Source organism: Neisseria sp. 83E34, assembly GCF_001308015.1.
In the GTDB taxonomy this organism is placed as follows: Bacteria; Pseudomonadota; Gammaproteobacteria; order Burkholderiales; family Neisseriaceae; genus Neisseria.
The window spans coordinates 31,836-57,240 of sequence record NZ_LGYH01000010.1 but is presented as its reverse complement, the minus strand read 5'-3'; the positions used below and the strand labels follow the sequence as shown (position 1 = coordinate 57,240).

27 protein-coding genes are annotated in these 25,405 nt (G+C 46.6%); 13 read left to right on the top strand and 14 right to left on the bottom strand.

The annotated features are described in order from the left end of the window. Positions 1–54: 54 nt before the first annotated feature. The 6 genes from ftsH (at position 55) to AKG09_RS09995 (ending at position 7,501) form a co-directional block, all read left to right on the top strand. Positions 55–2,028 carry an ATP-dependent zinc metalloprotease FtsH gene (gene ftsH, locus AKG09_RS10020; protein ID WP_054619308.1) on the top strand — a complete coding sequence of 658 codons (1,974 nt, stop codon included), beginning with the start codon at positions 55–57 and terminating at the stop codon, positions 2,026–2,028. 127 nt (positions 2,029–2,155) lie between these two features. Then, positions 2,156–3,031: a dihydropteroate synthase gene (folP, locus tag AKG09_RS10015; RefSeq protein ID WP_054619307.1), complete on the top strand. Its 876-nt coding sequence runs from the start codon at positions 2,156–2,158 to the stop codon at positions 3,029–3,031. Positions 3,032–3,163: 132 nt separating this feature from the next. Further along, a complete protein-coding gene (glmM, locus tag AKG09_RS10010; RefSeq protein ID WP_054619306.1) occupies positions 3,164–4,513 on the top strand; it encodes a phosphoglucosamine mutase in 1,350 nt (449 codons plus the stop codon). A 115-nt stretch (positions 4,514–4,628) separates the two neighbouring features. Next, positions 4,629–5,336 carry a DedA family protein gene (locus tag AKG09_RS10005; protein WP_054619305.1) on the top strand — a complete coding sequence of 236 codons (708 nt, stop codon included), beginning with the start codon at positions 4,629–4,631 and terminating at the stop codon, positions 5,334–5,336. A gap of 180 nt (positions 5,337–5,516) precedes the next feature. Continuing rightward, positions 5,517–6,485 carry an agmatinase gene (gene speB / locus AKG09_RS10000; protein ID WP_054619304.1) on the top strand — a complete coding sequence of 323 codons (969 nt, stop codon included), beginning with the start codon at positions 5,517–5,519 and terminating at the stop codon, positions 6,483–6,485. A 32-nt stretch (positions 6,486–6,517) separates the two neighbouring features. Then, positions 6,518–7,501 carry an asparaginase gene (locus AKG09_RS09995; protein ID WP_054619303.1) on the top strand — a complete coding sequence of 328 codons (984 nt, stop codon included), beginning with the start codon at positions 6,518–6,520 and terminating at the stop codon, positions 7,499–7,501. A gap of 194 nt (positions 7,502–7,695) precedes the next feature. On the opposite strand, the gene AKG09_RS09990 is transcribed toward AKG09_RS09995, so the two are convergent. The 3 genes from AKG09_RS09990 to AKG09_RS09980 form a co-directional block, all read right to left on the bottom strand. Then, positions 7,696–8,172 (bottom strand): hypothetical protein, encoded by a 477-nt coding sequence (locus AKG09_RS09990; RefSeq protein ID WP_054619302.1) that lies wholly within the window; start codon positions 8,170–8,172, stop codon positions 7,696–7,698. Positions 8,173–8,446: 274 nt separating this feature from the next. After that, a complete protein-coding gene (locus AKG09_RS09985; RefSeq protein WP_082391977.1) occupies positions 8,447–8,758 on the bottom strand; it encodes a TonB family protein in 312 nt (103 codons plus the stop codon). Positions 8,759–8,904: 146 nt separating this feature from the next. Continuing rightward, positions 8,905–9,093 carry a hypothetical protein gene (locus tag AKG09_RS09980; protein ID WP_054619300.1) on the bottom strand — a complete coding sequence of 63 codons (189 nt, stop codon included), beginning with the start codon at positions 9,091–9,093 and terminating at the stop codon, positions 8,905–8,907. 489 nt (positions 9,094–9,582) lie between these two features. On the opposite strand from AKG09_RS09980, the gene AKG09_RS11955 reads away from it, so the two are divergent. The 5 genes from AKG09_RS11955 (at position 9,583) to AKG09_RS09960 (ending at position 13,257) form a co-directional block, all read left to right on the top strand. Further along, positions 9,583–9,741: a hypothetical protein gene (locus tag AKG09_RS11955; protein WP_156320838.1), complete on the top strand. Its 159-nt coding sequence runs from the start codon at positions 9,583–9,585 to the stop codon at positions 9,739–9,741. Between the two features lie 142 nt (positions 9,742–9,883). Further along, positions 9,884–10,732 carry a diaminopimelate epimerase gene (gene dapF, locus AKG09_RS09975; RefSeq protein WP_054619299.1) on the top strand — a complete coding sequence of 283 codons (849 nt, stop codon included), beginning with the start codon at positions 9,884–9,886 and terminating at the stop codon, positions 10,730–10,732. A gap of 31 nt (positions 10,733–10,763) precedes the next feature. Then, positions 10,764–11,363 carry a hypothetical protein gene (locus tag AKG09_RS09970; protein WP_054619298.1) on the top strand — a complete coding sequence of 200 codons (600 nt, stop codon included), beginning with the start codon at positions 10,764–10,766 and terminating at the stop codon, positions 11,361–11,363. A gap of 132 nt (positions 11,364–11,495) precedes the next feature. Then, entirely contained in the window at positions 11,496–12,428 is a 933-nt protein-coding gene (cysK, locus tag AKG09_RS09965) for a cysteine synthase A (protein WP_054619297.1), read from the top strand. Between the two features lie 343 nt (positions 12,429–12,771). Beyond that, entirely contained in the window at positions 12,772–13,257 is a 486-nt protein-coding gene (locus tag AKG09_RS09960; protein ID WP_054619296.1) for a hypothetical protein, read from the top strand. Between the two features lie 158 nt (positions 13,258–13,415). Here the strand turns inward: AKG09_RS09960 and AKG09_RS09955 are convergent, their stop codons facing one another. Further along, positions 13,416–13,859 carry a YiiD C-terminal domain-containing protein gene (locus AKG09_RS09955; RefSeq protein ID WP_054619295.1) on the bottom strand — a complete coding sequence of 148 codons (444 nt, stop codon included), beginning with the start codon at positions 13,857–13,859 and terminating at the stop codon, positions 13,416–13,418. 232 nt (positions 13,860–14,091) lie between these two features. Next, positions 14,092–16,899, bottom strand: coding sequence for a M16 family metallopeptidase (locus AKG09_RS09950; protein WP_054619294.1), 2,808 nt, complete (start codon positions 16,897–16,899; stop codon positions 14,092–14,094). A gap of 474 nt (positions 16,900–17,373) precedes the next feature. On the opposite strand from AKG09_RS09950, the gene AKG09_RS09945 reads away from it, so the two are divergent. Then, complete coding sequence (locus AKG09_RS09945) at positions 17,374–18,327, top strand: calcium-binding protein (RefSeq protein ID WP_054619293.1); 954 nt, start codon at positions 17,374–17,376, stop codon at positions 18,325–18,327. A gap of 218 nt (positions 18,328–18,545) precedes the next feature. Here the strand turns inward: AKG09_RS09945 and AKG09_RS09940 are convergent, their stop codons facing one another. From AKG09_RS09940 to bamE, 4 genes are all read right to left on the bottom strand, one after another. After that, positions 18,546–19,217 (bottom strand): hypothetical protein, encoded by a 672-nt coding sequence (locus AKG09_RS09940; protein ID WP_054619292.1) that lies wholly within the window; start codon positions 19,215–19,217, stop codon positions 18,546–18,548. 21 nt (positions 19,218–19,238) lie between these two features. Then, positions 19,239–19,865, bottom strand: a complete 627-nt coding sequence (gene purN / locus AKG09_RS09935) for a phosphoribosylglycinamide formyltransferase (RefSeq protein ID WP_054619291.1) — start codon at positions 19,863–19,865, stop codon at positions 19,239–19,241. A gap of 186 nt (positions 19,866–20,051) precedes the next feature. Continuing rightward, positions 20,052–20,675, bottom strand: a complete 624-nt coding sequence (locus AKG09_RS09930; protein ID WP_054619290.1) for a LysE/ArgO family amino acid transporter — start codon at positions 20,673–20,675, stop codon at positions 20,052–20,054. A 127-nt stretch (positions 20,676–20,802) separates the two neighbouring features. Further along, positions 20,803–21,240 (bottom strand): outer membrane protein assembly factor BamE, encoded by a 438-nt coding sequence (gene bamE, locus AKG09_RS09925; protein ID WP_054619289.1) that lies wholly within the window; start codon positions 21,238–21,240, stop codon positions 20,803–20,805. Between bamE and AKG09_RS12350 the strand changes: the two genes are divergently transcribed. Beyond that, entirely contained in the window at positions 21,232–21,357 is a 126-nt protein-coding gene (locus AKG09_RS12350; protein ID WP_255351142.1) for a hypothetical protein, read from the top strand. The genes bamE and AKG09_RS12350 overlap by 9 nt on opposite strands. On the opposite strand, the gene AKG09_RS09920 is transcribed toward AKG09_RS12350, so the two are convergent. The 5 genes from AKG09_RS09920 to AKG09_RS09900 all read right to left on the bottom strand — a co-directional run bounded on the left by AKG09_RS09920 (position 21,354) and on the right by AKG09_RS09900 (position 25,389). Then, the gene (locus tag AKG09_RS09920; protein WP_054619288.1) at positions 21,354–21,878 is read right to left on the bottom strand and encodes a hypothetical protein; all 525 of its coding nucleotides are present in this window, start codon (positions 21,876–21,878) and stop codon (positions 21,354–21,356) included. The genes AKG09_RS12350 and AKG09_RS09920 overlap by 4 nt on opposite strands. A 320-nt stretch (positions 21,879–22,198) precedes the next feature. Further along, entirely contained in the window at positions 22,199–22,816 is a 618-nt protein-coding gene (locus tag AKG09_RS09915) for a flavin prenyltransferase UbiX (protein ID WP_054619287.1), read from the bottom strand. A 42-nt stretch (positions 22,817–22,858) separates the two neighbouring features. Continuing rightward, positions 22,859–23,125 (bottom strand): hypothetical protein, encoded by a 267-nt coding sequence (locus AKG09_RS09910; protein ID WP_231623928.1) that lies wholly within the window; start codon positions 23,123–23,125, stop codon positions 22,859–22,861. A 133-nt stretch (positions 23,126–23,258) separates the two neighbouring features. Next, positions 23,259–24,668, bottom strand: a complete 1,410-nt coding sequence (locus AKG09_RS09905; RefSeq protein WP_054619285.1) for a DASS family sodium-coupled anion symporter — start codon at positions 24,666–24,668, stop codon at positions 23,259–23,261. Positions 24,669–25,056: 388 nt separating this feature from the next. Next, a complete protein-coding gene (locus AKG09_RS09900; protein WP_054619284.1) occupies positions 25,057–25,389 on the bottom strand; it encodes a hypothetical protein in 333 nt (110 codons plus the stop codon). Between the last annotated feature and the right edge of the window lie 16 nt (positions 25,390–25,405).

Sequence of the window (25,405 nt, the reverse complement as noted above, 5' to 3'; positions counted from 1 at the left end):
GTCTGAATTACAATCCGTTTTTATTTAATTTTTTATGTATGGGAGCCTGTTTCCGTGGGAAGCACCATGAAAAGCCTGTTGGTCTGGATAGCATTGGCAGTCGGTTTGATGATTGCCTTTAATGCTGTTGTGGGCAAGCAGGAAGAAAAAAAAGAAATTACATATTCGCAGTTTATCGAGCAGGTAAATAAGGGTGAGATAGCCAGCGTTAATTTTGAAGGCTCGGTTTTCTCAGGTTATTTGATTAAGGGCGAGCGCAACGATAAAACCACGTTCTTAACTAACGCACCTTTGGATGACAACTTGGTAAAAACGCTACTGGACAAAAAAGTGGCATTGAAAGTAACGCCTGAAGAAAAGCCGAGCATTTTTACCAGCCTGTTATTGAACATGTTGCCGATCCTGTTGCTGATTGGTGTATGGATTTATTTCATGCGCATGCAGGCAGGCGGTGGCGGTAAGGGCGGTGCATTCTCTTTTGGTAAAAGTCGTGCGAAGCTTTTGGATAAAGATGCCAATAAAGTCACTTTTGCCGATGTTGCCGGTTGCGATGAAGCCAAAGAAGAAGTTCAAGAAATTGTAGATTATCTCAAATCGCCGAACCGCTATCAGAGCTTGGGCGGACGTGTTCCGCGCGGTATTTTGCTGGCGGGTAGCCCGGGTACCGGTAAAACTTTGCTGGCTAAAGCGATTGCCGGTGAGGCAGGCGTGCCTTTCTTCAGTATTTCAGGTTCCGACTTTGTGGAAATGTTTGTCGGTGTAGGTGCCAGCCGTGTCCGCGATATGTTTGAACAAGCCAAGAAAAACGCGCCGTGTATTATCTTTATTGACGAGATTGATGCGGTTGGTCGCCAACGTGGTGCCGGTTTGGGCGGCGGTAACGATGAGCGTGAGCAAACCTTGAACCAGTTGCTGGTGGAGATGGATGGTTTTGAAAGCAATCAAACCGTGATTGTGATTGCCGCTACCAACCGCCCTGATGTACTTGACCCCGCATTGCAACGTCCGGGTCGTTTTGACCGTCAGGTTGTGGTGCCGCTGCCTGATATCCGTGGTCGCGAGCAGATTTTGAAAGTGCATGCCAAAAAAGTGCCGTTGGATGCTTCAGTAGATTTGGTATCATTGGCGCGCGGCACACCCGGTTTTTCCGGTGCGGATTTGGCCAACTTGGTGAATGAAGCTGCGCTGTTTGCGGGCCGTCGCAATAAAACTAAAGTGGATCAAAGCGACTTTGAAGATGCTAAAGACAAAATCTATATGGGTCCCGAGCGTCGTAGCATGGTGATGCACGAAGATGAAAAACGCGCGACTGCATATCACGAAGCCGGCCATGCGATTGTTGCGGAAAGTTTGCCGTTTACCGATCCTGTGCATAAAGTAACCATTATGCCGCGCGGTCGTGCATTGGGTTTGACATGGCAGTTGCCGGAACGCGACCGTATCAGCATGTATAAAGATCAAATGCTGAGCCAGATTTCGATTCTGTACGGTGGCCGTATTGCCGAAGATATTTTTGTCGGCCGCATTTCTACCGGCGCCTCGAATGACTTTGAACGTGCAACACAAATTGCCCGCGAGATGGTTACCCGTTTCGGCATGAGCGAAAAAATGGGTGCGATGGTGTACGCGGAAAATGAAGGCGAAGTATTCTTAGGCCGCAGCATTACCCGTTCGCAGCATATTTCTGAAAAAACCCAACAGAAAGTGGATGCCGAAGTACGTCGCATTTTAGATGAGCAATACGCAGTGGCTTACAAAATTCTGGATGAAAACCGGGATAAGATGGAAACTATGTGTAAAGCTTTGATGGAATGGGAAACTATCGATCGTGATCAGGTTTTGGAAATTATGGAAGGCAAGCAGCCTAGCCCTCCTAAAGATTACAGCCACAATATCCGCAAAGATGAAGAGCAAAAGCCCGACCAAGGGCATGCCCAACAACCTGAAGCTGATAGGCAAGAAGAGAGCAATGTTGCTTATTCTGATGTAATCAAAACCGAAGAGCAGCGCAATAACGATAAAGCCTGAGGTGGATCGGTTATACAATATATGCCTGTCTGAATATTTCAGACAGGCATATGTTTTATTTGTTTTAATTATTACGCGGCAGTATATCGGATATAATTCCATCTTTTTTTAAATCGGTTTAACAACCATGAGAGATTATATCTGGCAGGCGGGTCGTTTTCAGATAGACTTGTCCAAGCCGAAAGTAATGGGCATCATTAATCTGACTCCTGATTCTTTTTCCGACGGTGGCAATTATTCGAAAAGTGTGGATGAAGCACTGAGGCATGCCGAAAAGCTTTTAACGAAAGGCGCGCATATTTTAGATGTAGGCGGCGAGTCCACGCGCCCGGGTTCGGCTTATATTTCGCCTGAAGAGGAATGGTTGCGGGTGGCGCCCGTTTTGGAAAAGTTGGCGACTTGGAATGTGCCGATCAGCTTGGATACGCGTCGTGCTGAAATTATGCAAAAAGCGCTGGCAGCAGGCTATGCAGATATAATCAATGATGTGCAAGCCCTTGAAGATGAAGGTGCAGTGGCTACGTTGGTGCAATATTCTCAAACAGGTATTTGCTTGATGCATATGCAGGGCATGCCGGAGAACATGCAGGATAACCCGCACTATCAGGATGTGGTCGGCGAAGTGGCAGATTATCTGAAAGCACGGGTTGCTGTGTGCACTGGGGCCGGTATTGATGAGAGAAGAATTGTGCTTGATCCCGGTTTTGGATTTGGTAAAACACTGAAACATAATCTATTGTTGATGCAGCATTTGGATGAATTGGCGGAAGCAACGGCGTTACCATTATTAATCGGTGTGTCGCGCAAACGTATGATAGGTGATTTAACCGGCGAACAGGCGCCGAAAGAGCGTGTGTACGGCAGCGTGGCGGCTGCATTGGCAGCAGTGGCGAGGGGTGCACAGATTGTTCGGGTCCACGATGTCAAAGCAACGGTAGATGCCTTGAACGTATGGCGTGAGCTGGGTGTCTTTCAGGTGGATAAAGCAGGCAACCGTTTGTAAGCAATATCTGCCTGTAAGCCTGTCTGAAAAGATTCAGACAGGCATGTGTAAGATAATCATAATCTTAAATTTAAAAGCAGCCGGAAGGCTGTAACAAAATAAACTTATATTAAATTTGGAGTGTCTTTTAAGATGGCTAAAAAATATTTCGGCACCGATGGTGTGCGCGGTGAAGTAGGTCAGTTTCCGATTACCCCTGAATTCGTTTTGAAGCTCGGTTATGCTGCCGGTCAGGTTTTGGTGCATCATGACAGTGAGCACAAACCTACTGTGATCATCGGTAAAGACACCCGTATTTCCGGCTATATGTTGGAAGCTGCCTTGGTAGCCGGTTTCACTGCAGCCGGTGTAAACGTGATTCAGACAGGCCCGCTGCCTACACCCGGTATTGCTTATTTAACCCGCGCACTGCGTTTGTCGGCAGGTGTGATGATTTCCGCATCGCATAACGTGTATTCTGACAACGGCATCAAATTTTTTGCGGAAGGCGGTGTAAAACTGAGCGATGAGATTGAGCTGGAAATCGAAGCGAAGCTTGATCAAGAAATGGTGACTATGCCTTCCGACCGTTTAGGTCGCGCCCGCCGTATTAATGGTGCGGATGACCGGTATATCGAATTTTGTAAATCCACTTTTCCCAACCATTTGGACTTACGTGGCCTGAAGCTAGTGGTTGATACCGCAAATGGTGCGGGCTACCATGTTGCGCCGAAAGTGTTTCATGAGCTGGGCGCAAAAGTGGTGACCATCGGTGATGAACCGAACGGCTACAACATCAATGAAAAATGTGGTGCTACCCATACTAAAGCTTTACAAGCGGCCGTGTTGCAAAACGATGCGGATTACGGCATTGCACTGGACGGCGACGGCGACCGCCTGATGATGGTCGATAAAAACGGCAAAGTTTATGATGGCGACAGCTTGATTTATGTGATTGCCAAAGCATGCGCGAAAGAGGGCGTGAAAATCGGCGGAGTGGTCGGCACCGTGATGACGAACATGGCAATGGAATTGGCCTTGAAAGAAAAAGGCGTTGCCTTTGCCCGCGCCAAAGTAGGTGACCGCTATGTTTTGGAGCAATTGCACCAGCGCGGTTGGCTGATTGGCGGCGAGGCTTCGGGTCATATTCTTTGCATGGATAAACACAATACCGGTGACGGCATCATTTCAGCATTGCAAGTATTGGCGGCTATCCAAACCCTGAATCAGGATTTGGCAACGGCTTTAGACTGGCGCCCGTATCCGCAAACCATGATTAATGTGCGCATTGAAAAAGGGCAGGATTGGCAAAGCGCGTCTGCCGCTGCGCTGGCAGAGGTGGAAAAAGAGCTGGAAGGCAAAGGCCGCGTAGTATTGCGCGCTTCCGGCACCGAGCCGGTGGTGCGTGTGATGGTGGAAGCCAAGCAATCTGATTGGGCGCAATCTGGAGCCGAGCGAATTGCCGCAGCCATTCAAAATCCGCCTGTAAAAGCAAGAAAATAATCGCAACACAAGCAGAAAAACAAGCCCCCGTCTGTTAGAATGGCAGGCGGGGCTTGAATGCCATTTCAAGTGCTTCGAAACTAACCATATACACACGAAAAAGGAAGCAGGGCTTATGATTTCTCTCGCCCTCTTGGAGTCATTTTTTACACAATACGGTTACGCTGCCGTTTTTTTAGTATTGGTTGCGTGTGGCTTCGGCGTGCCGATTCCGGAAGATATTACCTTGGTAACAGGGGGCATTATCGCCGGTTTGGGATACGCGGATGTGCACATTATGTTTTTGGTCGGTATGCTTGGCGTACTGGTCGGTGACGGCATGATGTTTATGGCCGGAAAAACCTACGGCGATAAAATATTAAGATTCAAACCAGTAGCGCGTGTGATGACGCCCAAGCGTTATGCGCAAGTGCAGGAAAAGTTTGATAAGTATGGCAACTGGGTATTGTTTGTGGCACGTTTTTTACCAGGCTTGCGTACGCCGATTTTCATTACAGCCGGTATCAGCGGAAAAGTTTCGTTTACACGTTTCCTGTTGATGGATGGTTTTGCCGCTTTGATTTCCGTGCCGGTTTGGGTGTATTTGGGAGACTATGGCGCATCCAACCGCGATTGGTTGATGAATAAGGTTCACCAGTTTCAATACGGTTTGTTTATCTTAATCGGCATCGGCGCGGTAGTGTTAGGCTATTTCTGGTGGAGAAAGCGCCAGCGCATACGTTTTTATCATCGGAAACTGAGAGAACTGCGCCAACAACGACAGGCATTAAGGGCGGTGAAAAAAGCGGAAAGAGCGCAAAAGCAAACCCAAAAAGAAGTATAAACCCGCATAAGGTTTTCAGATGCCTGTCTGAAAGCCTTATTTCTATTTCAGACAGGCGTGGTTCGCGTATAGTTTATACGTTACCATCACAAAAAACGGCTTACCGCCGTATTGTTTTTGAGCGGTTGAACGCTGCTACAACATTAGTCGATTCGAGAAATTTCAAAGGCTCTATACACTATGACCGAAAAAATCTATGGCGATGGCGCATTCCGCCGCGAAGGGCTGATAGGCTCAACTATTGAAAATACTTATGCCGGCGCATTATCGTTTATGCGCCGCAACTATACGCGCAATCTGGAAGGCGTTGATGTGGTTGTATCGGGCGTACCTTTGGATTTAGCCACCACTTTCCGCCCGGGCGCGCGTTTGGGGCCGGCGGCAATTCGTGCAGCCAGCGTGCAACTGGCAGAACTAAACCTTTTCCCATGGGGATTTGACCCGTTTGATGATTTGGCGGTGATTGACTACGGCGATTGTTGGTTCGATGCGCATCAGCCTTGGACAATTCGGGAAACTATTGTTCAACATGCGCGCGATATTATCCAAAACTCCAATGCAAAAATGCTTACGTTTGGCGGGGACCATTACATTACTTATCCTCTGCTGCAAGCACATGCAGAAAAATACGGTAAGCCTCTGAGCTTGTTGCATTTTGATGCGCATTGCGATACTTGGCCTGATGATGCGGAAGAGTCGTTAAATCACGGCACTATGTTTTACAAAGCCGTTAAAAACGGGTTGATTGATCCGAAAACTTCGGCTCAAGTCGGTATCCGCACTTGGAACAGCGATTTTATGGGCATGAATATGCTGTTTGCGCCGTGGGTAAATGAAAACGGTGTAGATGCTACCGTACAGCGGATTTATGAAATCATCGGCAATAATCCTGTTTATATTACTTTCGACATTGATTGCCTTGATCCGGCCTTTGCTCCGGGTACCGGAACGCCGGTGCCCGGCGGATTGAATTCGCATACGGCTTTGGGTATTGTCCGCAAACTCGGTGATTTGAATATTGTAGGTATGGATGTGGTGGAAGTGGCGCCGTCTTATGACAGTGCTGAAATTACTGCGATTGCTGCCGCGCATGTGGCAGCCGATATGCTCTGCCTGATGCGCAATAAAAAAGTTGCGGGCAAATGGTAATGCCTGTCTGAAAAAGTTGTGGCTGTTGTTTAATGAAAAAACATATCTTTGTTCTTTATACCGGGGGCACTATAGGTATGAGTGCCGGCAGTAAAGGATTGGCTCCCGATACGGCCTTGGTTGGCAAAGCGCTTGCCCCGTTTGCCGCACGTTGCGATTTTGACTGGCACGTTTGCAACCCGCTGATTGATTCTTCTGCCGTTACGTTGCTCGACTGGCAAAATTGGCTGGCTATTCTGAAAGACAAGATTCCTCAATATGATGGGGTGTTGGTGCTACATGGCACGGATACGCTGGCTTATACCGCCAATATATTTGCACTGTCGTTAAAGGGCTTGAACAAGCCCGTTGTGCTCACTGGGGCGCAATGGCCTTACAACAGTGAAAACAGTGACGCGCCGCTGAATTTAGCTACAGCGGTAGCTGCGCTGGAGCGGCCGGATTTGAAAGATGTGGTAATCGCATTTAATGGCAAGCTGTTTCCTGCGGTAGGCTGCAGTAAAATCAGCACCGAATTTGCTGCGGCATTTGATAATGCGCATTTTGGTGCATCGGGTATGTGGAGTGAAGAAGGTGGTTGGGACAAAGTATGCCTGTCTGAAAAAACGGTAGAACCGTTTGCCGTGCAAGAAATTAATCCGGAAGCCAATATTGAATGCTATACATTGATTCCGGGGATGATGGCCGATACTATTGCACACAATATTGTTCACAATACTGCTGATGCGGTGATACTGCAAACTTACGGGCATGGAAATGCGCCGGATAGCTCGGCATTGATTGAAGCAGTGCGTGCTTTTACGGAGCAAGGTAAATTGCTTTTAAATATCAGCCAAGTACTGCAAGGTTGTGTAGCAGCGGTATATGCCCAAGGCAGTGCATTGTGTGAGGCAGGGGCTGTGAGTGGTGGAAAATGTAATCTGGAAACAGCAGTTGCGTTGTTAACATTAGCTGTGAGCAGTCAGGCTGATGTTACCTGGCTGGAAGAGCAATTGCATCATTTGCATTTAATTTGAGATCAAACAATGCCTGTCTGAAAGATGGTTTCAGACAGGCATTATGATGTTGCTGGGAAATACTTAATGACAAGTGTACTGTTGTTAAGTTTACTTTGCTATAGTATAAAAATTTCATCTCCATTGTTATCTAAAGAGAGCTAAGTTAATTGAATTAATGCCTGTCTGAATGTTCAGACAGGCATTGATCATCGTTAATATTTTGCACTGGTTAGCCTGCCGTTTTGATAAGTCTGCTGACGCATGATATTGCCGTTATAAGCATAAACGGTTAGTGTACCGTCTAGGGGATGGGCATTGAAGTCCATTAATTGCTTACGGGTTAACACCATCGGGTCAGTGCGCTTTCTGCCGTTATCTTCATAAAAATCTTGTACGATATATTCATTGTTGCTGCGTTTGCTGATGAGTTGGCGGTAGAAACCACCTTTCACGGCCGCATCGCTGGCGTTGCCTTGCGTATCGAAGTGCGTAACGATTTGCTTTTCAATAACGTTGATGCCCGAATCAGATTTTTTACCGGAAATATCCACCGGTATGTTAACCGATGTTCCTAAGCCTACATGTGAGCCGATACGGCTGCCGATACCGAGGTTGACAGACATGCCGGAAGGTCCGGAGCTACATGCGGCCAACAGAGGGAGTAGAAGAAATGGAATGTATGCTTTCATTGTTTATCTCTTTTAATCTGATGATTTAATTGAAAGTATATAGTTGAATTTTTAAAAATGGTAATTTAAATAGGGTAGCAGACCTTGTTTATTTTCGATAGCTATTGTTTGCTTGCTGTTATGAATGATAAAGCCGGGAAAACCCCGCTTTTGTGTTGTGATGGTATTCAGTTATTTATCTATAACAGGATTTTGTGTCAGGTGTGGCTTAATTATGTAAAAAATCCGGCACAACAGGACTAAGCTGCTTCGCCGGATTGAGTCGGGTAAAACCTTAATAACCGTATTTAATCTCTTTGATGGTACTAAATACGCGGGCTTCGCCGTTTTGGGATACAGGGCGTAGCTGTTGGCGCGACATCCATTCTACCGCGGCTTGATCAATTTGTTTAGAACCGCTGCTGCGCGCAACTTTAATGTTTTCAGTATACCCGTCAGGCTTGATGGTTAAACGAAGTGCGAGTTTGCCTTTAATCGGTGCTTTGGCCTGACTGGCTTTTTCATAGAACTTAACATCACTAACCGCTGCTTGTGCAGTTCCAAGCAGCATGGAGCTTGCAAGCAATGAGAAAAGGATTTTTTGCATATGAATGTCTCTCTTATAGATTGAAGAAATTGTTATTAATTGCAGATATATTTTAAATGGGTAAAGTTCCGGTCGGCTAAAAAAAAATTAAACGGTCAATATTTGGAATGAATATTGACCGTTGTGTTTTGTTTACATGGAGAAATTTATTTATTCATGCCAAAAGTAGAAGCACTTTGTAAGGTTTGGCTTAACACTTCGGCTGTTGAAGAGTTGATTGGGTTGCTATGTGTGGCCAGTGTTTGAGGATCTCCCATCAGAATAAGCGCTAGTACAGCAATTTGCAGCAATAATCCGATAATTAAAGGCAGATAAGCTTCAACATACTTTTTCATGACGTTTTCCTTGAGTTTGTAATGTTATTCGTAATGTTATTGAATGTAGTTTTTATAACGTTGGCAAAGTGATTTTGCCGGTTTGTTTTGTGTTTTGTTGGGTGTATTTTGTCTGTTTTAAGAAGAAATATCAATAGAGGATTTGTCAAAAAAAAATTGATAAACGGTATTTGATAAAGAAGTATGTATTTGGTATGGGGATAATTCTTGCCACTAATGGTCAGTAGGTGACAAATTACGTCGATTTAGTTTGTCATTAGATGATTTTATATGAATTAGTTTTTATAAAACATATTGTTATGTTTATTTTGAGAATGATATTTGGAAGGCGGGATGACATTTTTTGTATATTTTGAGTAGAAAATTTATTTAAATAAATACCGATTATTTTAAATAATAACCGATTAATCTGTATTTTTTATGCAACAATTTGATTGTGTGGGTGTTCGGTATTAGACCAGAGGCCTGTTTGATTGAGTCGGTGAATGGATGGGTTTGCAAGAAATCTATTGTAATATTTTAAATGCATATTGGGGGTTTGGTCTGATAAAAGATTTGAGACGCGCATCGTATGGTGGTGAAGCAATGGATGAAGTAAATTTTGCCTATCACCTGAAATTGATTCCATTTCTGTTTTTAGTAGTTTAAAAAAATCATACTTTTCGAATGAAGTTGAACAACATTGCAGAATTATTAAGTTAGATTATAGAAGAAGGTTTGGGCTTATGTTATAAAGCTAGTTTAAGCAGCTGTTTGTGTGCTGCCGTTGGTTTGAAGAAAGTTGTTGTTTATGAAAACACTGAAATTTACGAAAATGCATGGCTTAGGTAATGATTTTATGGTGGTTGACGGTATCAGCCAGCAATTTGATCCTTTCCAAGCCCCTTTAACACAATGGGCAGACCGTCATACGGGGGTGGGGTTTGATCAGTTGTTATTGGTTGAAAAGCCGCATACAGATACAGTGGATTTCCGCTACCGTATTTTTAATGCCGACGGCAGTGAAGTAGAGCAGTGTGGTAATGGTGCGCGTTGTTTTGTGCGTTTTGTGACAGATAAAGGTTTGACCGATAAGCATGAAATTGTAGTGGAAACGGCACGCGGCATCATTTTGCCGAAATTGATGGAAAACGGTTTGGTCACGGTAAATATGGGCAAACCGCATTTTGCCCCTGAGGAGATTCCTTTTTTGCCGCCTATTCAGGAAGAGGAAAATACACTTACCTATAGGATTATGGTGGGTTTGGAATCCGTTCCGGTAAGCTGTGTCAACATAGGAAATCCGCATGCTGTTATTCTTGTTGAAGATGTTGCTTCGGCGCCTGTGCAGCAATGGGGTGCCGAGATTGAATCGCATGAGTGCTTTCCCAGTCGCGTTAATATCGGTTTTATGCAGGTTGTGGATAAAGCCCACATCATGCTGAGGGTTTTTGAGCGTGGTGCAGGCGAAACAAGGGCTTGCGGCACCGGAGCGTGCGCTGCTGTTGTGGCGGGTATCCGATTGGGTTTGCTGGCTACTGGGGAATCGGTTCGAGTAAGTTTGCCCGGAGGCGATTTGTTTATCACTTGGGAGCCGGAACAAGATGTTTTGATGATGGGGCCTGCAGAAACCGTGTTTGAGGGTGAGCTGCAATATTGATGTATGCTGCTTTCGGCTGTGCGAGGAAAATATGCCGGGTGATTTCGGTTTGTGGTGCTTATTGGTTTATATCGGGGTGTTTTTGTACGCTTCATTTAAAGAAGGTATGTTCCAATGGCTTTGGGCAAGTGTATTGCTCTGGCTGGGGTTGAGCATCTTATTTGGAAAAGTATTGCCTGGTTTGGTGGGAATCACGCATATAACCGCTTTTTATGTGCCTCAATTTTACATTGCTGTTGCCAGTTTGTTTTTCTTTGTTCATAAATGGCACCGCGTGCCGGGAAAAAGTTTGTGGATTGCGAATGCGGGTGTGTTTATCAGCTTGTTTGCAGTTACCGGCATCTTGATGCACGCGGCTTTTTTATGTTTATGCAGCTTGGCTTGGCTTAATTATCCTCACGGTATGTCGGCATATATTTTGCCTGCATTATTGCAAATGTATGCTTTGGAACCGGAATATTGGATTGGAATGCAAGTTTTGCTGATGGTGTTGTTTTATCTTCATCGTGTAACAGTAGAAAAACAGCCCGGTAATGTATTCAGCTTGGGGCAGTTGCAAAGCGGTTTTCTGTTATCTTTGCTGTATCAGGTTGTTTGGGTGGCTGCTTCAATGCCGCATTTTCGTTATTGATTTTCTATAGCTGTCATAAAGGCTTTCCAATTGCATATAATTTTTGGTTGTAAGTATGTGCCAATAAATTATTTGGTTTTCAGACAGGCATTGCTTAGTATAGCTTGGTTGGTAAATTAAGGAGCATAAAGAATGAAGATTGCAAGTAGCATTACAGATTTGATCGGTAACACGCCATTGATTGAGTTGAACCGTTTGAGCAAAGATTTGCCGGGCCGGGTTGTGGCTAAGCTGGAGTTTTTCAATCCGGGCAGCAGTGTGAAAGACCGTATTGCGGCAGCTATGATTGATGCGGCTGAAAAAACAGGCAAGATCAATGCAAACACCGTTATTGTTGAACCGACCAGCGGTAATACCGGTATCGGTTTGGCGATGGTGTGTGCGGCGCGTGGTTATAAATTGGTCATCACGATGCCGGAGAGCATGAGTAAAGAGCGCCGGATGCTGTTGCGTGCATTTGGCGCCGAGTTGGTATTGACCCCTGCTGCCGAAGGTATGGGTGGAGCGATTGCGAAAGCGCAGGAGTTGGTAGACAGCAATCCTGAAGTTTATTTTATGCCGCAACAATTTGAAAACGCCGCCAATCCGGAAGTGCACCGTAAAACAACCGCGGAAGAAATTTGGCGTGATACTGACGGCCAAGTCGATATTTTTGTCGCAGGTGTCGGCACCGGCGGTACAGTAACAGGTGTGGGTGAGGTGTTGAAAGAGCGTAAACCATCGCTTGAAGTGTATGCTGTTGAGCCGGAAGCTTCGCCGGTGTTGAGTGGCGGTCAGAAAGGCCCGCATCCGATTCAAGGTATTGGAGCAGGGTTTGTGCCCGGTATTTTGAATACCAGTATTTATAATAGTGTGATTCAAGTGCCAAATGACGCGGCTTTTGCTACTGCCCGTGCAGTAGCCGAGAAAGAAGGGATTTTGGTAGGGATTTCTTCTGGTGCGGCTGTTTGGAGTGCGTTGCAGTTGGCTGCTAAGCCTGAAAATAAGGATAAGCTGATTGTGGTGCTGATTCCTTCATATGGTGAGCGTTATTTGTCTACTCCATTGTTTGCGGATTTGGCATAAACGTTTAATAAAAAATTCAGACAGGCATTTAATGCCTGTCTGATTTTTTATATGAAAGACGGCCCTTTGTACTGTTTATCTGGTTTCCCGGCGGCACATTGTTTCATTAAATTAATCATACCGTTGCAGCCTGGAAAGAATACGCTTGGCAGAGAATGATAGTTCTTTTGCAATTCTTGTTTTATACTTACAAAAATTGTGTCACGGGTGCGTGTGTGCCTGCTTTATTATCTAAATGATGCAGTATCTGCGGCGAGAATGATGTTAGGCAGCAGCTATAATTGTTGTTGTGGGTTTGTCGGGATTCTGTTTAATTATATTGAAAGTGATTATAATAGCTGCCATGAGAAAATATCTTTTACCCATTATCTTGGTAGGGGCGCTGACCGGTTGTGAATCAATTTACCTGCCGACGTTGAAAGAAGTGCCCGTTCACCCAACCAATCCTAAACATACGGAAGCGCCAAGCAGATTTGCTCTGGCTTCTACTCATTGGACCGATGTTTCAAAAATCAGAGATGAAGCTACCAGATTGAGCTATCAAGTCAGCAAAGGCCAGCTAACTAAAGTTCAGGCTGCGCAATATCTTAACCGCTTCCGTATCAAACAAGTCGGACGCAATGCGGTTGACGATAGCATGTATGAGGTATATTTGCGTTCTGCGGTGGAGAGCCAGCGTGGTGCGATTAATACCGAACAATCCAAACTCTATATCCGTAATGCGTTGCAAGGTTGGCAGCAACGTTGGCCGAGCATGACAAATAAACCGAATAATCCGGCTTTTACTAACTTCCTGATGGAAGTGATGAACTTGAAGCCCCTGCAGTAATGCTTTTGAGATAATGAATAATGCCTGTCTGAATATTTCAGACAGGCATTATTTGTTTGGCAGGTTTTTAGATTGAATAGCCTTCAGATTTCCTTATTTTGGGGCTCGGGAATAGTTTGGATAAAATTCTGCTGGAATGCCAACTGGTTGTTTTCTAATCAAGTTTTCGGCATGAAAGCCACGAATTTTCCATTGAACACCGCAACGAGTTCGTTTTGGGCAAACATCTCGATCGATAATAAAATTTTTCCTTTGCCCGTAGTACGCAGCGTATCGTGCATATGAGCCCAATCTTCTTGCGGAACCGGCCGGGTTTTAACGGTCAGGTCGCTTAATGCCGGGCGAAGATAGCGGGTGTCGCCGTTTTGTATCACGATGTTGCCTTGTGCTTGTGGGCAGTTCACATGCACTGCCGACCAGCCGCATAATGTGGCAGCAAGTGCGATGCTGCCGCCGAAAACGGTGTTTTTGTGGTTTCGGTTGATGGCGTGCGGCATGTGCAGCTCAATTGATTCGGGATTGCACTGAGCAACGCGGATGTCAAGGGCGTGTGTGGCAGGAATGTTTTGATGGAGGAAGCTTTGCAGCTCTTCGGCGGTCATGGTGGTAATGAATGTCTGTTTGATGATGATTTAATTATAGCTGTGGCGATTAATATTTCATATAGTGTTTACTTGTACTGTCCGCAGCTGATTGCTTTGTAGGGAATATGTGTTCGCCACTACATGACGGCAAGTGTTTGGAAGGATGATAATGCCTGTCTGAAAGACGGTTTCAGACAGGCATTATAGAATCTGCCGCAAGTAGCTGTTCGGCAAAAATCTCAGGTATGACTTATGGTTTGGGATCGATCAACAAAATGCGTGCGTTTGGTTCCGACCATAGCAGCTTTGCGGTTTGCCGCAGGCGGGTTTGGATGATGCTGTATTTTAATTCGGGTAAGGCATGGATATAGCGCACATCTCCATATTTCTGATGGCTTACTGCAAGCCTGTCCAGCCATACTTCCGGATTTTTCTGACGCAAGGCTTCTTGCTCAATAAACAATTGTTGCAGGTTGGCTGCTTCAATGCGGCTGATGTCTTCCGGCATACGCTGCAGGATGCGCTGGGCGGCCTGCCATAATTCTTGGGCGCGTTGAGGCTCCGTATTGAAATAAAGCTGGTTTTCTACAAGATTGTGCTCGGGATCGGGCTTGGTCGTGAACTTGAGGCTGTAAGTGCCTTGCAGGCGGCCGCGTAATTCGTTTTTCAGACGGGCATTGGCCAGATTGGCGAGCAACGGGATTTGTTCGGAGGTTTCCGGAGTCCAGTTATAAAAAGGCTGCCACGACCAGGCGCTCACGTCGGTGTGGTTGGTGTCGCCGATGGGCATGCGCTGAACAGTGCTGCCTGTTGTGGGTTGCAGGCGGATGTTTAAAGTAGGCGATCGGGCAATGCCTGCGAGTTGCTGCTCGATTAAGGTTTTGATTTTTTGTGAAGATTCATTGGTTACTATGTAATAGGCCACAGGCGTGTGATTGAGTAGGCGCCATTGTTGCAGCAGCTTTTCGCCGCTGAGTGCGGCTATCTGGTTGGCGGAAGGTTCTTCATATTCGCTTCTGCCATAGCGCAAGTTGAACTCTGCGGTTTCCTGCTTGCCGGGTACGGAATTTTGGAATACCGGCCGCCGCGCAGCTTCGGTTTCTAACAGGCTTTTCCATTTGTTGTTGACAGAGCTTGGGTTTTGATAAGCGCGGTAGAGCTGGAGCAGGTTTTCAAAAGAAGCGTTTGGTGCGCTGCCGTTGAAGACCTGATGGTAAGGTGTGATCTCGTAATTCAGTTTGATTTGGCGTTGGGATTTCCAAGTAGCAAACTGGGTTTCAGACAGGCCTAGCGGCGGGGTTTTCCAAATGATTTCTCCGGCCAGGTGGGCTTGCCATGACACAACATTGTTTTGCAGATAGCCTGTTTGCGAAATGATTTTGAGATAGGTTTTGTTGCTGGCAGACGGATTTTGCAAAACTACGGCGGTGTCGCCATTGCTTAAATTGATGATTTCGGTTTTGGCGGCTGAATCGTATTGTCCGCCTGTGATTTTGCCGGCCGGAGCTGCAATGGCAAACGGATTGTCCGAGGTTGATTGGGTGGTTTTGGCAACAGTGGCTGATGTTGGAGTGATTTTTGCTGCAGGGCGGCGGGATTTTGCCGGTTTTTGAGCGGTCGTGTTTAATTGGGCCGAAGGATTTTCTGCCAACATGGGGAGTTTAGCCGGGTCCGGCAGGTTGATGATGCCCATACCGGGTGCTTGGGCTTGGATCAGTTTATCGTTGGCAGAAAGCATTTGCTTAATGCGTTCGTTGACATGTTGGCTGCTGATTTTATAGAGGGCGGGGCGCACGGCCGCCGTATGTTGCGCAGGGGTGCGTAAGGGTTTGTTGTCCAGAATGGTTTCTTGGACTTGGGTAAGCAGCTCGTCAGGTTTGCTTGAAAAATGCGGCTTGTCTTGGCTGAGGCGCAAGAGATTGTTGACCTGGCGGCGGTAGGCTGCGGTTTCTTCGTTTGTCGCCGGTTCGGCCAGAATGTTCCGGCGGATGTGCAGTAATGTACGCAAGGCTTCGTCATGGCCTTCGGGTGTGATTTGGGCGAACAAGCCGATAAAGCCGGTGCGCTGGCCGAGATTACCACTGCGCAGGACGAGTTTTTGTATGGATGGCGGCAGGGTTTGTTTTTGCAAGCGTTCGTTGATGATGAACGCAGCGAAGTTATTTAATAGGCGTTCGTATTCACCCTCTGCGGTGTAAATTTGGGCTGTTCCGTTGGGAAAGCGGAAGATGAGGTTAAGTTCGCTATCCGTGTTGTCTTTGTCTTGCAAACGGTCTATATGCCAACCTTGGCGGAGTTTGGGTTCATAGTCTTCTATATGGCGGGGCGGCAGGTTGCGCAGGGGTAAGTCGTTGAGATGTTTTGTAATTTTTTCTTGAACCTGCTTGGGGGTAAGGGCGCTGATGATGATGATTTCGGCATTGTTCGGCGCATACCATTTTTTATGGAATGCGCTGAGTGTGCCGACTTGCATGGTGTTGATGGATTGTTCATCGCCTATCGGACGGTATCGTGCTTCGCGTGAGCCGCTTTTCAGACTGGCCGTACGCTGTTGCGCCATGCGCTCTTGCAGGTTTTGAAGGGTTCGGATTTCGCCTTGAATGATTTTTTGCTCGTGCTGCCAGTCTGCTGCTTGAAACTGACGCGGCTGCACAAACTGACGCATGATGATTAATGCTTCGTCAATTTGGTTGCGGCCTTGGGGCGGCGTGAGCATGTAGCGGGTATAACGGTGCGAGGTCTGGGCATTGAAATGGCGGCCCATCTGCCAGCCTTGTTTACTCAAGGTATCGGCGATTCCATCGGGAAATTGAGGACTGCTTTTAAATGCCAAATGCTCAAGCATGTGGGCAGCGCCTTTCTCACCCTCGATTTCATCATTGGTACCCGCATGAACTTGTAACCGTAATTCCAGCCGTTTGCCTGCCTCCGGCGCTTGAAGGATGTGGTATTTCAAACCATTCGACAGCTTGCCTTGAATATAGACCGTTTCTGCGGCAAAAGCAGGTAGTGAAATGATGATGGCGGCAATCGGAATCAGGGAAAAAATAGGGTTCATGATCAGTGGTGTAATGTGTTTCAGACAGGCATAGAAAAAATGTTTTACGCACTAAGCCGATTAATCAGGTTTAAGGCGCGGAGCGGCTTAAACATCTTTGGTTTCCCAACGATGTTTATTTTTATTGGGAAAGCCGGCTGCAATGGTTGTGTTTTTAGTGTGTTTTGAACACCGGATTTTAATCATTTTTGGTGTTTACTTGCGAAAATATTGCAAAGGAATACTGTAAAAGTCGTGTTAGTTTGGGTTGTGGGAATTAACAGAGTGGAGAAAGCCGGCTGTGTTTTTTTTTTAAGTATCTTATTTATTGTTTATTTTTTAATTTTTAAGAAAACTGTCAGCCGTTTATCGTATAGTGTATCCGAATAGCATATAATTAAATAATGCCATTTGGATTAATGTATGCTTTGTGTATACAGAAGGGAAAATGCTTACTTGATTAATTTAGTATTAATCAATTTGGGAGATTATATCATGACTTATGGTATTAAAACTGGTAAATACAATGATGATTACTCACAATCAATCAATAATTCTGCCTGGTATTATGATGAAAAATATTCGGGAAAAGGCGGTAACAAAAAGTACAGTAAGAAGAAAAATAAAGATTGGGATGACGACTATTATGATAAAAAAGGAAAAGACAAAGATTGGGATGATAAATACGATAAGAAAGGAAAAGACAAAGATTGGGATGATGATGATTGCGATCAATGTGATGATGATTACAATGTAATTACCGGTGATGATTGTGATAATGTCCTTTGCGGTACCGAGTGTAATGATAAAATCGACGGGAAAGACGGCAATGACACCATTTATGGCAAAGGTGGCGATGATCTGCTGTATGGCGGTGATGGCTGCGATTACATTGATGGTGGTGAAGGTTGTGATACGATTTGCGGCGGTGATGGTGATGATATCCTCATTGGCGGCGGCGGTAACGACACGCTCTATGGCGGTGACGGCAATGACAAACTTTACGGCAGCAACGAAGCAGACTGTCTGTATGGGGAAGATGGCTGCGATTTGTTAGACGGCGGTTACGGTAATGATTACCTTAACGGCGGTTCAGGTGCGGATACTTATGTGTTCGGTGCATGCTATGGAGAGGATGTAATTGAGGACTGCGGTGATCCTTGTGAAACCGATGTGGTGGAGTTTAAATCGGATATCAACCTGAGCGATGTGTGCTTTACCGTTTGCGGTTGTGATTTACTGGTTACTGCGGGGAAAGGTGATTCCATCACAATCAAAGATTGGTTTGCCGGCAGCCAAAATCAAATAGAAGAATTCAAGTTCTGCGAAGGCACCATTACCAATACGCAAATCAATGATGCGTTGGTTTGCTATGATACTGTGTGTGCTCCTTCATTGGTGCAAAACGACTCAAGGCCGGAGGACGCAAACATTGGTATAGTTGGTTAATCATTTTGATACTTTAAGAATCTGTCAGAGCAGACGTGGGTCGGTATATCCGACCCTTTTTTCAAGAAGAGCATGAGTAAAAAATGCCGATTTTTTGTATTTGGTTGAACATACCGGAAAAGCTCCTTCGGGCGATAATACATAACCTTTAGATATTAGAAACGCACAATGCCTGTCTGAAAGTTTTCAGACAGGCATTGTGCGTTTATGAAAGAGGCCTACGGTTTCACCGCTTTACCGTTGATGGTGGCGGAAGTCAGTTTCAGATTGTAGGTTTTGCCGTCGTCGGTGTAAGTGATTTGTGCCGGGATGTTGTTGATGGCGGATGCAAACGAATAATTAACCGTACTGTCGCCGCGGTTTACGCGGTATTTGTCGACGTTGATTTTGCTGCCCGCGAAACTGAACTGTTCGCTGCCGGTTTTATTCATGCCGGCTACCGAGTACAGTTTTTTACCATTGGTAATTTTCAAGCCGACGGGCAGGCGGGCGTCATTAGCGGCTAGTTGCCAGGCCAGTGTAAATAAATCCATTGCAGGGCCGGACACGGCTTCGGTTTTTTGCTGGCCGGCTTTGCCGTAAGTGACACGATTGCCGCTGAAGCGTGCTTCCGCATAAATTTTGCCGCTGCGTACATCGCGGTAGTAGTTGGGTTTCAAAGTGTTGCCTGAAATAGTGCCGCCGCTTTCAAAGCGGATGCTGTACATGGGTACTTTGATATTGGAAACAATGGTGTAGCTGTTGCCGTTGCGGGTGAATGTCATGGTGGCGGGAATGCCGTAGGAGCCGCTGTATTTTAATACTGCGTTTTGCGGCAGTTCGGCGGCAAGGGCCGGCAAAGCGGCGGCGGAAGCACCAATCAGGGCGATGGAGCGGATTAATTTTTTCATAGTTGTCCTTTCTTTCTTAAGTCAGGCAAGCAATTGGGTGTGGGCTTCAGGCGTGATGCTGCCGAGCACGCGGTTTTTCCTGATGCTTAGTTTTCCTGCAGCAAAATCGGCTACGGCTTGAGGCAGCAGTTTGTGTTCAGCGGCTAAAACGCGTGCAGCTAAAGTTTCCGGTGTGTCTTTATCCAACACAGGTACAACGCCTTGCGAAATAATCGGGCCGCAATCCAGTTCGGCCGTAACGAAATGTACGGTACAACCGGCCACGCGGCAGCCGGCTTCCAGAGCGCGCTGGTGGGTGTTGAGGCCGGTAAACGAAGGCAGCAGGGATGGGTGGATATTGATTAGGCGGCCTTCGTAATGGGTGCAGAATTCGGGCGTGAGAATGCGCATAAAGCCTGCTAATACAACTAAATCCGGCTGGTAGCTGTCGATGAGCGAAATCATAGCGGTGTCGAAAGCGAGGCGGTTGGCAAACGTTTTGTGATTAAGCGCGCCGGTGGCGATGCCTTGTTCTTTTGCCCAGGCCAAACCTGCTGCCGTTTCATCGTTGCTTAATACAGCTGCGATTCGGACATTGGGAATGTTTGCATTAACAATGGCCTGCATATTGCTGCCGCGGCCGGAGATGAGGATGACGATGTTTTTCATGTTATCTGAATAAGAAAAGTTAGAGGCAAAATAAGGCTTGTGGCATATGGCGGCAAGCGGTTTAGCTTAATTTAACGGGATTTTAAACGGCAGTGTGCAAAATGCAAGCAATGCCTGTCTGAAAACGAGTAATGCGGGTGTCTGAGCAGCTAAAAGTTTTTCAGACAGGCATCGCGCGGGTATTAATTAAAGCAGAATGCCCGCAGCTTGCTTCAACAAGCCAAATGCTAGGTAAAGCATCATCAGGGCAATCAGGCTGTCGAGTACCTGCCAAGTGTGCTCGCGGCGGAAAAGCGGCAGCAGCAGGCGTGCACCGTAGCCGATTGTGGTAAACCAAATACCTGAAGCGCTGAGGGCGCCTGCCAGAAAATGCCATTTGCCGGTCGGCGGCAGTGGAGCCGCCGCACCGCCGATAAGCATTACGGTGTCGATGTAAACATGCGGGTTGAGCAAGGTGAGGGCCAGAGAGGTGGTGGCGGTTTTGAGTGCGCTTGGGGCTGCAGGTTCTGTATCGGGGTTGAGTATGCCGCTGCCTTGCCAAGCAGATTTTGCGCTCCGCCACGCATAGGCCAGTAAAAACAGGCCGCCGGTCAATGCCATGAACGCGGTGGCAGTTTGATGGCCGGCGAGCAGTGCGCTTACGCCGAATACACCTATGGAAATCAGTGCCAAATCGCACAGCCAGCAAATGAATATGACTATCCCGATATGTTGCCTGAGCAAGCCTTGTTTTAGCACAAAGGCATTTTGTGCGCCAATAGCGGCAATCAGGCTGGCGGTAATCATAAAACCGGAGAGAAAAGCGGACATATCGGGGTTTATTCTTAAGAAGCGTTAATTATGAGCGGGTTGGCGGTATTTTTTCTTAGAGCAAGTGTGGGATTATAGTGGTATTTTTAAAATTTAGGTTGGTTTTCAGACAGGCATTGAAGTATGGCTAGTGCCGGCAATGCGCGTGTTTTACGGGCTCCCAGAAGATGCCTTCAACGGTGTTGTTTTTTTGATTGAAAACAATTTTGTACTGACATTGCTGCATTTGGCCGCTGAAAGTGTAGCGGTAGAGGTAATTCCATTCGGTTAAGTAAGAGCTGCCGTGATGCCAAGGCTTGCCGAGCAGTTGCTGCACAGTGGCGGCATTCATGCCGGGGCGGATTTGGTTGAGCTTGTCCCAATCGGGTTTGCTGCCGAGATTGGGGTCGGTAACGGTGCGCCATTTGAGGATATGGTTCACTTTATAAGCTTTTTGCTTGTAAGTGACTTCATATTTCTTGCCGGATTTGTGAACGGGTAAGGTACGCGCGGTTGGTTGAGGTTGCGGCTGTTTGGCACAGGCGCAGAATAAAAGTGCAGACGCAAGGATAAGGTAATGTTTCATGATAATTTATTGAAATTGAATAGGATGAATGAGTTTAACAGAATGGCATATAAACAATACGATGCCTGTCTGAAAGGTTTCAGACAGGCATTTGGTGGTGTTCGGGCTTCGGGTTAAAACGGAGTGTCGAGCAAAGCTGCCAAGCGGCGGGAGTTGGCGATTAAGCCTTCGTCTTGCTGCTCGTCAAGATTCAGAGCGGTTTTCATCATCAAGAGGTTGGCCGGGCGGCCTGAGTGCAGGCTCATTTGGATGCGCGCCGGAGTGAAGTCGAGGCTGTGTTTGCGGGCGAATGCTTCGGCGCGGCGGTTGGCGGTTTCCAGCATAAACATCAGGCTGATATCGAGATGAAACACGCGTGCCTGTAAAACCAAGATGCGGGCGGCAAACCAGTCGGCTTCGTCGGTGATAATGCTGGGTGTGTTTTTGCCTTCGACCAAACGCTCGGCTGCGATCATCAGGGCGATTGTGCGCACTTGCGGCAACATGGCTTCGCAGAATAGGGCGCCGGGGCGTTGCGGCAAGTCGGCTAAAAGCAGGTCAACGCGGTGGGCATTGCCGTCAACCACCAAATTGCAGCGGCTGAGAATTTCGGGCTGGTGTTGCTGGTGTTGTAAGATGCAGGCTGCTTGGGTTTTCATGATGGTCTTCCTTATCTTGAGATGGTTTAGCAGGCGGCCCGGAAATTTCAGGTAAAACAAAAACCGCCTGTGGATTTTACGGGCGGTTTCTTGTTTGATGTTCAATTGCTGCTTTCAGACAGGCACAAACAGATACCGCGCATTGCTACGGTACCAATAAAAATAAGTGTTTGTGCGGATGATATTCATAATTAAAAGCTTTCGTAGGCTTCTTAAAGTAAAAGTTAGTTGGGCGAAGATTAAAACAGTTTGTCTAGAATTGTCAATATCCATTTTACAAAAGCGGCAATCATGCCGACAAATTCGCGTAATCCTTTCATTTATTCTCCCCATTTTGGCATAAGCTTGTGCTCAATGCGCAATTGATCGAGGATTCTGGCAACAACAAAGTCGATTGAGTCGTTTAATGTTTGCGGGTGGTGATAAAAGCCGGGTGATGGCGGCAGGATAACGGCACCTAGTCGTGAGAGTTTAAGTAGGTTTTCCAGATGCAGCGAAGATAAAGGTGTTTCGCGCGGCACGATAATCAATGGGCGGCGCTCTTTGATGGCCACGTCGGCGGCACGTTCGATAAGGTGGTCGGACGTGCCGTGCGCGATTGCGGCAACCACGCCCATGCTGGCAGGGCAGACAATCATGGCGTCGGCCGGGTTGGTGCCGGAAGCCGGCGGAGCAAACCATTCGTCTTTACCGAATACACGCAGTTTTTCCGGAGAAACTTGGAATTTTTCGCACAGCATTTCGCGGCAAGCTGCTGTGTTGGCAGGCAGGGAAAGTCTCATTTCCTGCTGCGTCACTACTTGAGCGGCCTGGGAATAAAGCAGCCACACGGTTTTACCGGCTTTAAGCAGGCATTCGAGCAGGCGTATGCCGTAGGGCATGCCGGAAGCGCCGGTGAAGGCGAGTGTAACAGTTTGGATGGAGCCGTTGGCTGTCATTGTGGGACTATCGTTGTGAAAAAACGCTGATTATACAGAAATTTAAAATAGGCCGAAATAATGGCAGATGTAGCCGGTAAGTATAACCAGCGGCAAGAAAAGCCAGGCAAATTGCCGTTTGATTTGAGGCTGCTCTTTCAGGTGCGCGGCCAGAAATTTGAATAAAACATATTTGAACAAAAATACGCACTCGCAAGCCAGAATGATGCCGTAAGTGAGATATTTGGCCGGTGTTTGCGCGGGATAGAACGTAAAATAAACGATGGTGGACAGCGGAATCAGGCATACGGCCAGCCAATGGAAGAGCATTGTGTTTGCGGAAGCGGCGTTCATAAATTTGTAATGGTGAGCAAGAGATAGAAAAAACGGGGATGGTTTTAGCGGATAAAGATTGTGCCTGTCTGAAAAATCATTTTCAGACAGGCATGATTAGATTTATGGCTTACATCAAAAAGAAGTATGCCCATATTCCTACCAAAAGAACGCACAATAAGTTGAGCAATATACCCACTCTCATCATGTCTTTCTGAGTTACCAAACCGGTACCGAACACGATGGCATTGGGCGGCGTGGCAACCGGCAGCATAAATGCACAGGAAGCACCGATGCCGATAATCATAACCAACACTTCTTTGGGCAGACCCATTTGTGTGGCGACGCTGCCGAAAATGGGTACGAGCAGTGCTGCAGAGGCGGTGTTGCTGGTAAATTCAGTTAGGAAGATGATAAATGCGGCCACAGCCAATACGACAATAAACGGATGTGCCAGAACGAAAGCTGTTGCCATTTCCTGACCGAGCACGGCGGAAGCGCCGGAATGTTTCAAAAGGTTGCTTAAGGCGATGCCGCCGCCAAACAGCATCAACACGCCCCAGTCAGTGTTGCGCGCTACTTCGCGCCAGCGCACGGTGCCAAACACCACCACTGCGGCAGCGGCACACAAAGCGATGAATGAATCCGGGTGAAGAATGCCGAATTTTTCTTTCAAGGTACCGCTCTTAATCCATGCTGCTGCCGTTACAATGAAAATGATGATGGTGATGATACGGTGCAGTGTCCACGGAATATGCTCTTCTTTTACTTGGACGCGTTTGGAAAAATCGGGTTTTAAAATAACGTATAAAGAAAGCAGCATCAGAGGCAGAATCAGAATCATCATGGGCATAGCCAATTTCATCCAGCCGGCAAAGTCCAAATCAAGCGCTTTGGCTGCGATGTTGTTGGGCGGAGAGCCGACAATCGTGCCTAAGCCGCCGATGCTGGCGCAATAAGCAATACCCAGTAAAACGAACACAAACGTTTTGCGGTCTTTCTCTTTATCGAGATGATCCATCAAGCCCAAGGCCAAAGGCAGCATCATCGCTGCGGTGGCCGTGTTGCTGATCCACATGGATAAAAAGGCTGTGGCGGCAAATATGAGCAAGACCGCCACCAACATATTGCCGCGCGAAAGGGAAATCAGCCAAACTGCAATTTTACGGTCGATGCGCTGCATATGCAGGGCGGTAGCCAGCGCGAAACCGCCGAAAAACACATAAATAATCGGGTCGGCAAAGCTAGCCAGAGCTTGTTTGGTATCCATTTCGGGAATGTGGAATAAAACAGCCAAAATAGGAACCATTAAAGCCGTTACCGTGATGTGGACGGCCTCTGTGAACCACATAATCGCTACGAAGCATAAGATGGACAAACCTTTGTTGACCGTGTCTTCATAAGGCAGAATCATATAAACAATCGCGCTGATAACGGCTGCGATAATGGTAATCAGCAATCCTTTGAAGTTGGTAATCGGCGCTTGTGCGCTGAGCAACTCGGTATTTTCAGGCAGGCTTTGTTTAGGGCGCTCGCTCATTTATTGTTCCTTGTTGTGTAGGCTTTTTGATATAACCCGGCAGTAGGGTTTTGATAAAAATACTATGGATATACGCATAAAGATTGTTTATCTTTACCGGGCAAATATTGCTTAAAATTTAGTCAAGAATATTTGGGTTGATTACAAAACTTGTGGTTTTGTAATTGTATGTAGTATAAAGTTAACTAAGTGGAAAAGGCAAATTTTTTTATTTTTGCGCAATAAAATGCCTGTCTGAAATCAATTGAAAAGAGATTTCAGACAGGCATTGTTGAATATTGTGTTTGTCGTTAACTAGTTGGGTTTTAATGATTATAACGAGGCAATGCTGCGCGGCGGCCACACTTTTTTGCGGCTGTATTTTCGTAGTATGGAGTGCTTTAAGTCATCAATAACATATGTGCGCGAATCCTTTTGCATTGTGCTGGCAGAAACGGTTTTCATGCGGGTTCCATCGATAGCCTGCGCCTTCTCCGTTGGCAATTTTCTTTGGTTTGGGCGTTTTTGGGGTTTTGTTGGTGCCGGTGTTGGGGTTTTTGGCGGGTTTTGTGGACTTTTTGGCATGAAAGCGTTTGAGTTCATCGCATGAAGGTGTGCCGTTACGGTCTTTTAGTAAAGAACCTTGCTCTATCCGGCAGGCACGTTCCAGCCTTTCATGTTCGAATGCGTGAGTGTCGAAAGCGATAAACAGAAATAATAAAGGGATAGCATATTTTGACATGGCGTTTTCCAATGAT

Coding starts and splice junctions, on each gene's coding strand:
- folP (WP_054619307.1), top strand. CDS start 2,156: ATGAGAGATTATATCTGGCAGGCGGGTCGTTTTCAGATAGACTTGTCC.
- glmM (WP_054619306.1), top strand. CDS start 3,164: ATGGCTAAAAAATATTTCGGCACCGATGGTGTGCGCGGTGAAGTAGGT.
- AKG09_RS10005 (WP_054619305.1), top strand. CDS start 4,629: ATGATTTCTCTCGCCCTCTTGGAGTCATTTTTTACACAATACGGTTAC.
- speB (WP_054619304.1), top strand. CDS start 5,517: ATGACCGAAAAAATCTATGGCGATGGCGCATTCCGCCGCGAAGGGCTG.
- AKG09_RS09995 (WP_054619303.1), top strand. CDS start 6,518: ATGAAAAAACATATCTTTGTTCTTTATACCGGGGGCACTATAGGTATG.
- AKG09_RS09990 (WP_054619302.1), bottom strand. CDS start 8,172: ATGAAAGCATACATTCCATTTCTTCTACTCCCTCTGTTGGCCGCATGT.
- AKG09_RS09985 (WP_082391977.1), bottom strand. CDS start 8,758: ATGCAAAAAATCCTTTTCTCATTGCTTGCAAGCTCCATGCTGCTTGGA.
- AKG09_RS09980 (WP_054619300.1), bottom strand. CDS start 9,093: ATGAAAAAGTATGTTGAAGCTTATCTGCCTTTAATTATCGGATTATTG.
- AKG09_RS11955 (WP_156320838.1), top strand. CDS start 9,583: ATGGGTTTGCAAGAAATCTATTGTAATATTTTAAATGCATATTGGGGG.
- dapF (WP_054619299.1), top strand. CDS start 9,884: ATGAAAACACTGAAATTTACGAAAATGCATGGCTTAGGTAATGATTTT.
- AKG09_RS09970 (WP_054619298.1), top strand. CDS start 10,764: ATGCCGGGTGATTTCGGTTTGTGGTGCTTATTGGTTTATATCGGGGTG.
- cysK (WP_054619297.1), top strand. CDS start 11,496: ATGAAGATTGCAAGTAGCATTACAGATTTGATCGGTAACACGCCATTG.
- AKG09_RS09960 (WP_054619296.1), top strand. CDS start 12,772: ATGAGAAAATATCTTTTACCCATTATCTTGGTAGGGGCGCTGACCGGT.
- AKG09_RS09955 (WP_054619295.1), bottom strand. CDS start 13,859: ATGACCGCCGAAGAGCTGCAAAGCTTCCTCCATCAAAACATTCCTGCC.
- AKG09_RS09950 (WP_054619294.1), bottom strand. CDS start 16,899: ATGAACCCTATTTTTTCCCTGATTCCGATTGCCGCCATCATCATTTCA.
- AKG09_RS09945 (WP_054619293.1), top strand. CDS start 17,374: ATGACTTATGGTATTAAAACTGGTAAATACAATGATGATTACTCACAA.
- AKG09_RS09940 (WP_054619292.1), bottom strand. CDS start 19,217: ATGAAAAAATTAATCCGCTCCATCGCCCTGATTGGTGCTTCCGCCGCC.
- purN (WP_054619291.1), bottom strand. CDS start 19,865: ATGAAAAACATCGTCATCCTCATCTCCGGCCGCGGCAGCAATATGCAG.
- AKG09_RS09930 (WP_054619290.1), bottom strand. CDS start 20,675: ATGTCCGCTTTTCTCTCCGGTTTTATGATTACCGCCAGCCTGATTGCC.
- AKG09_RS12350 (WP_255351142.1), top strand. CDS start 21,232: ATGTTTCATGATAATTTATTGAAATTGAATAGGATGAATGAGTTTAAC.
- bamE (WP_054619289.1), bottom strand. CDS start 21,240: ATGAAACATTACCTTATCCTTGCGTCTGCACTTTTATTCTGCGCCTGT.
- AKG09_RS09920 (WP_054619288.1), bottom strand. CDS start 21,878: ATGAAAACCCAAGCAGCCTGCATCTTACAACACCAGCAACACCAGCCC.
- AKG09_RS09915 (WP_054619287.1), bottom strand. CDS start 22,816: ATGACAGCCAACGGCTCCATCCAAACTGTTACACTCGCCTTCACCGGC.
- AKG09_RS09910 (WP_231623928.1), bottom strand. CDS start 23,125: ATGCTCTTCCATTGGCTGGCCGTATGCCTGATTCCGCTGTCCACCATC.
- AKG09_RS09905 (WP_054619285.1), bottom strand. CDS start 24,668: ATGAGCGAGCGCCCTAAACAAAGCCTGCCTGAAAATACCGAGTTGCTC.
- AKG09_RS09900 (WP_054619284.1), bottom strand. CDS start 25,389: ATGTCAAAATATGCTATCCCTTTATTATTTCTGTTTATCGCTTTCGAC.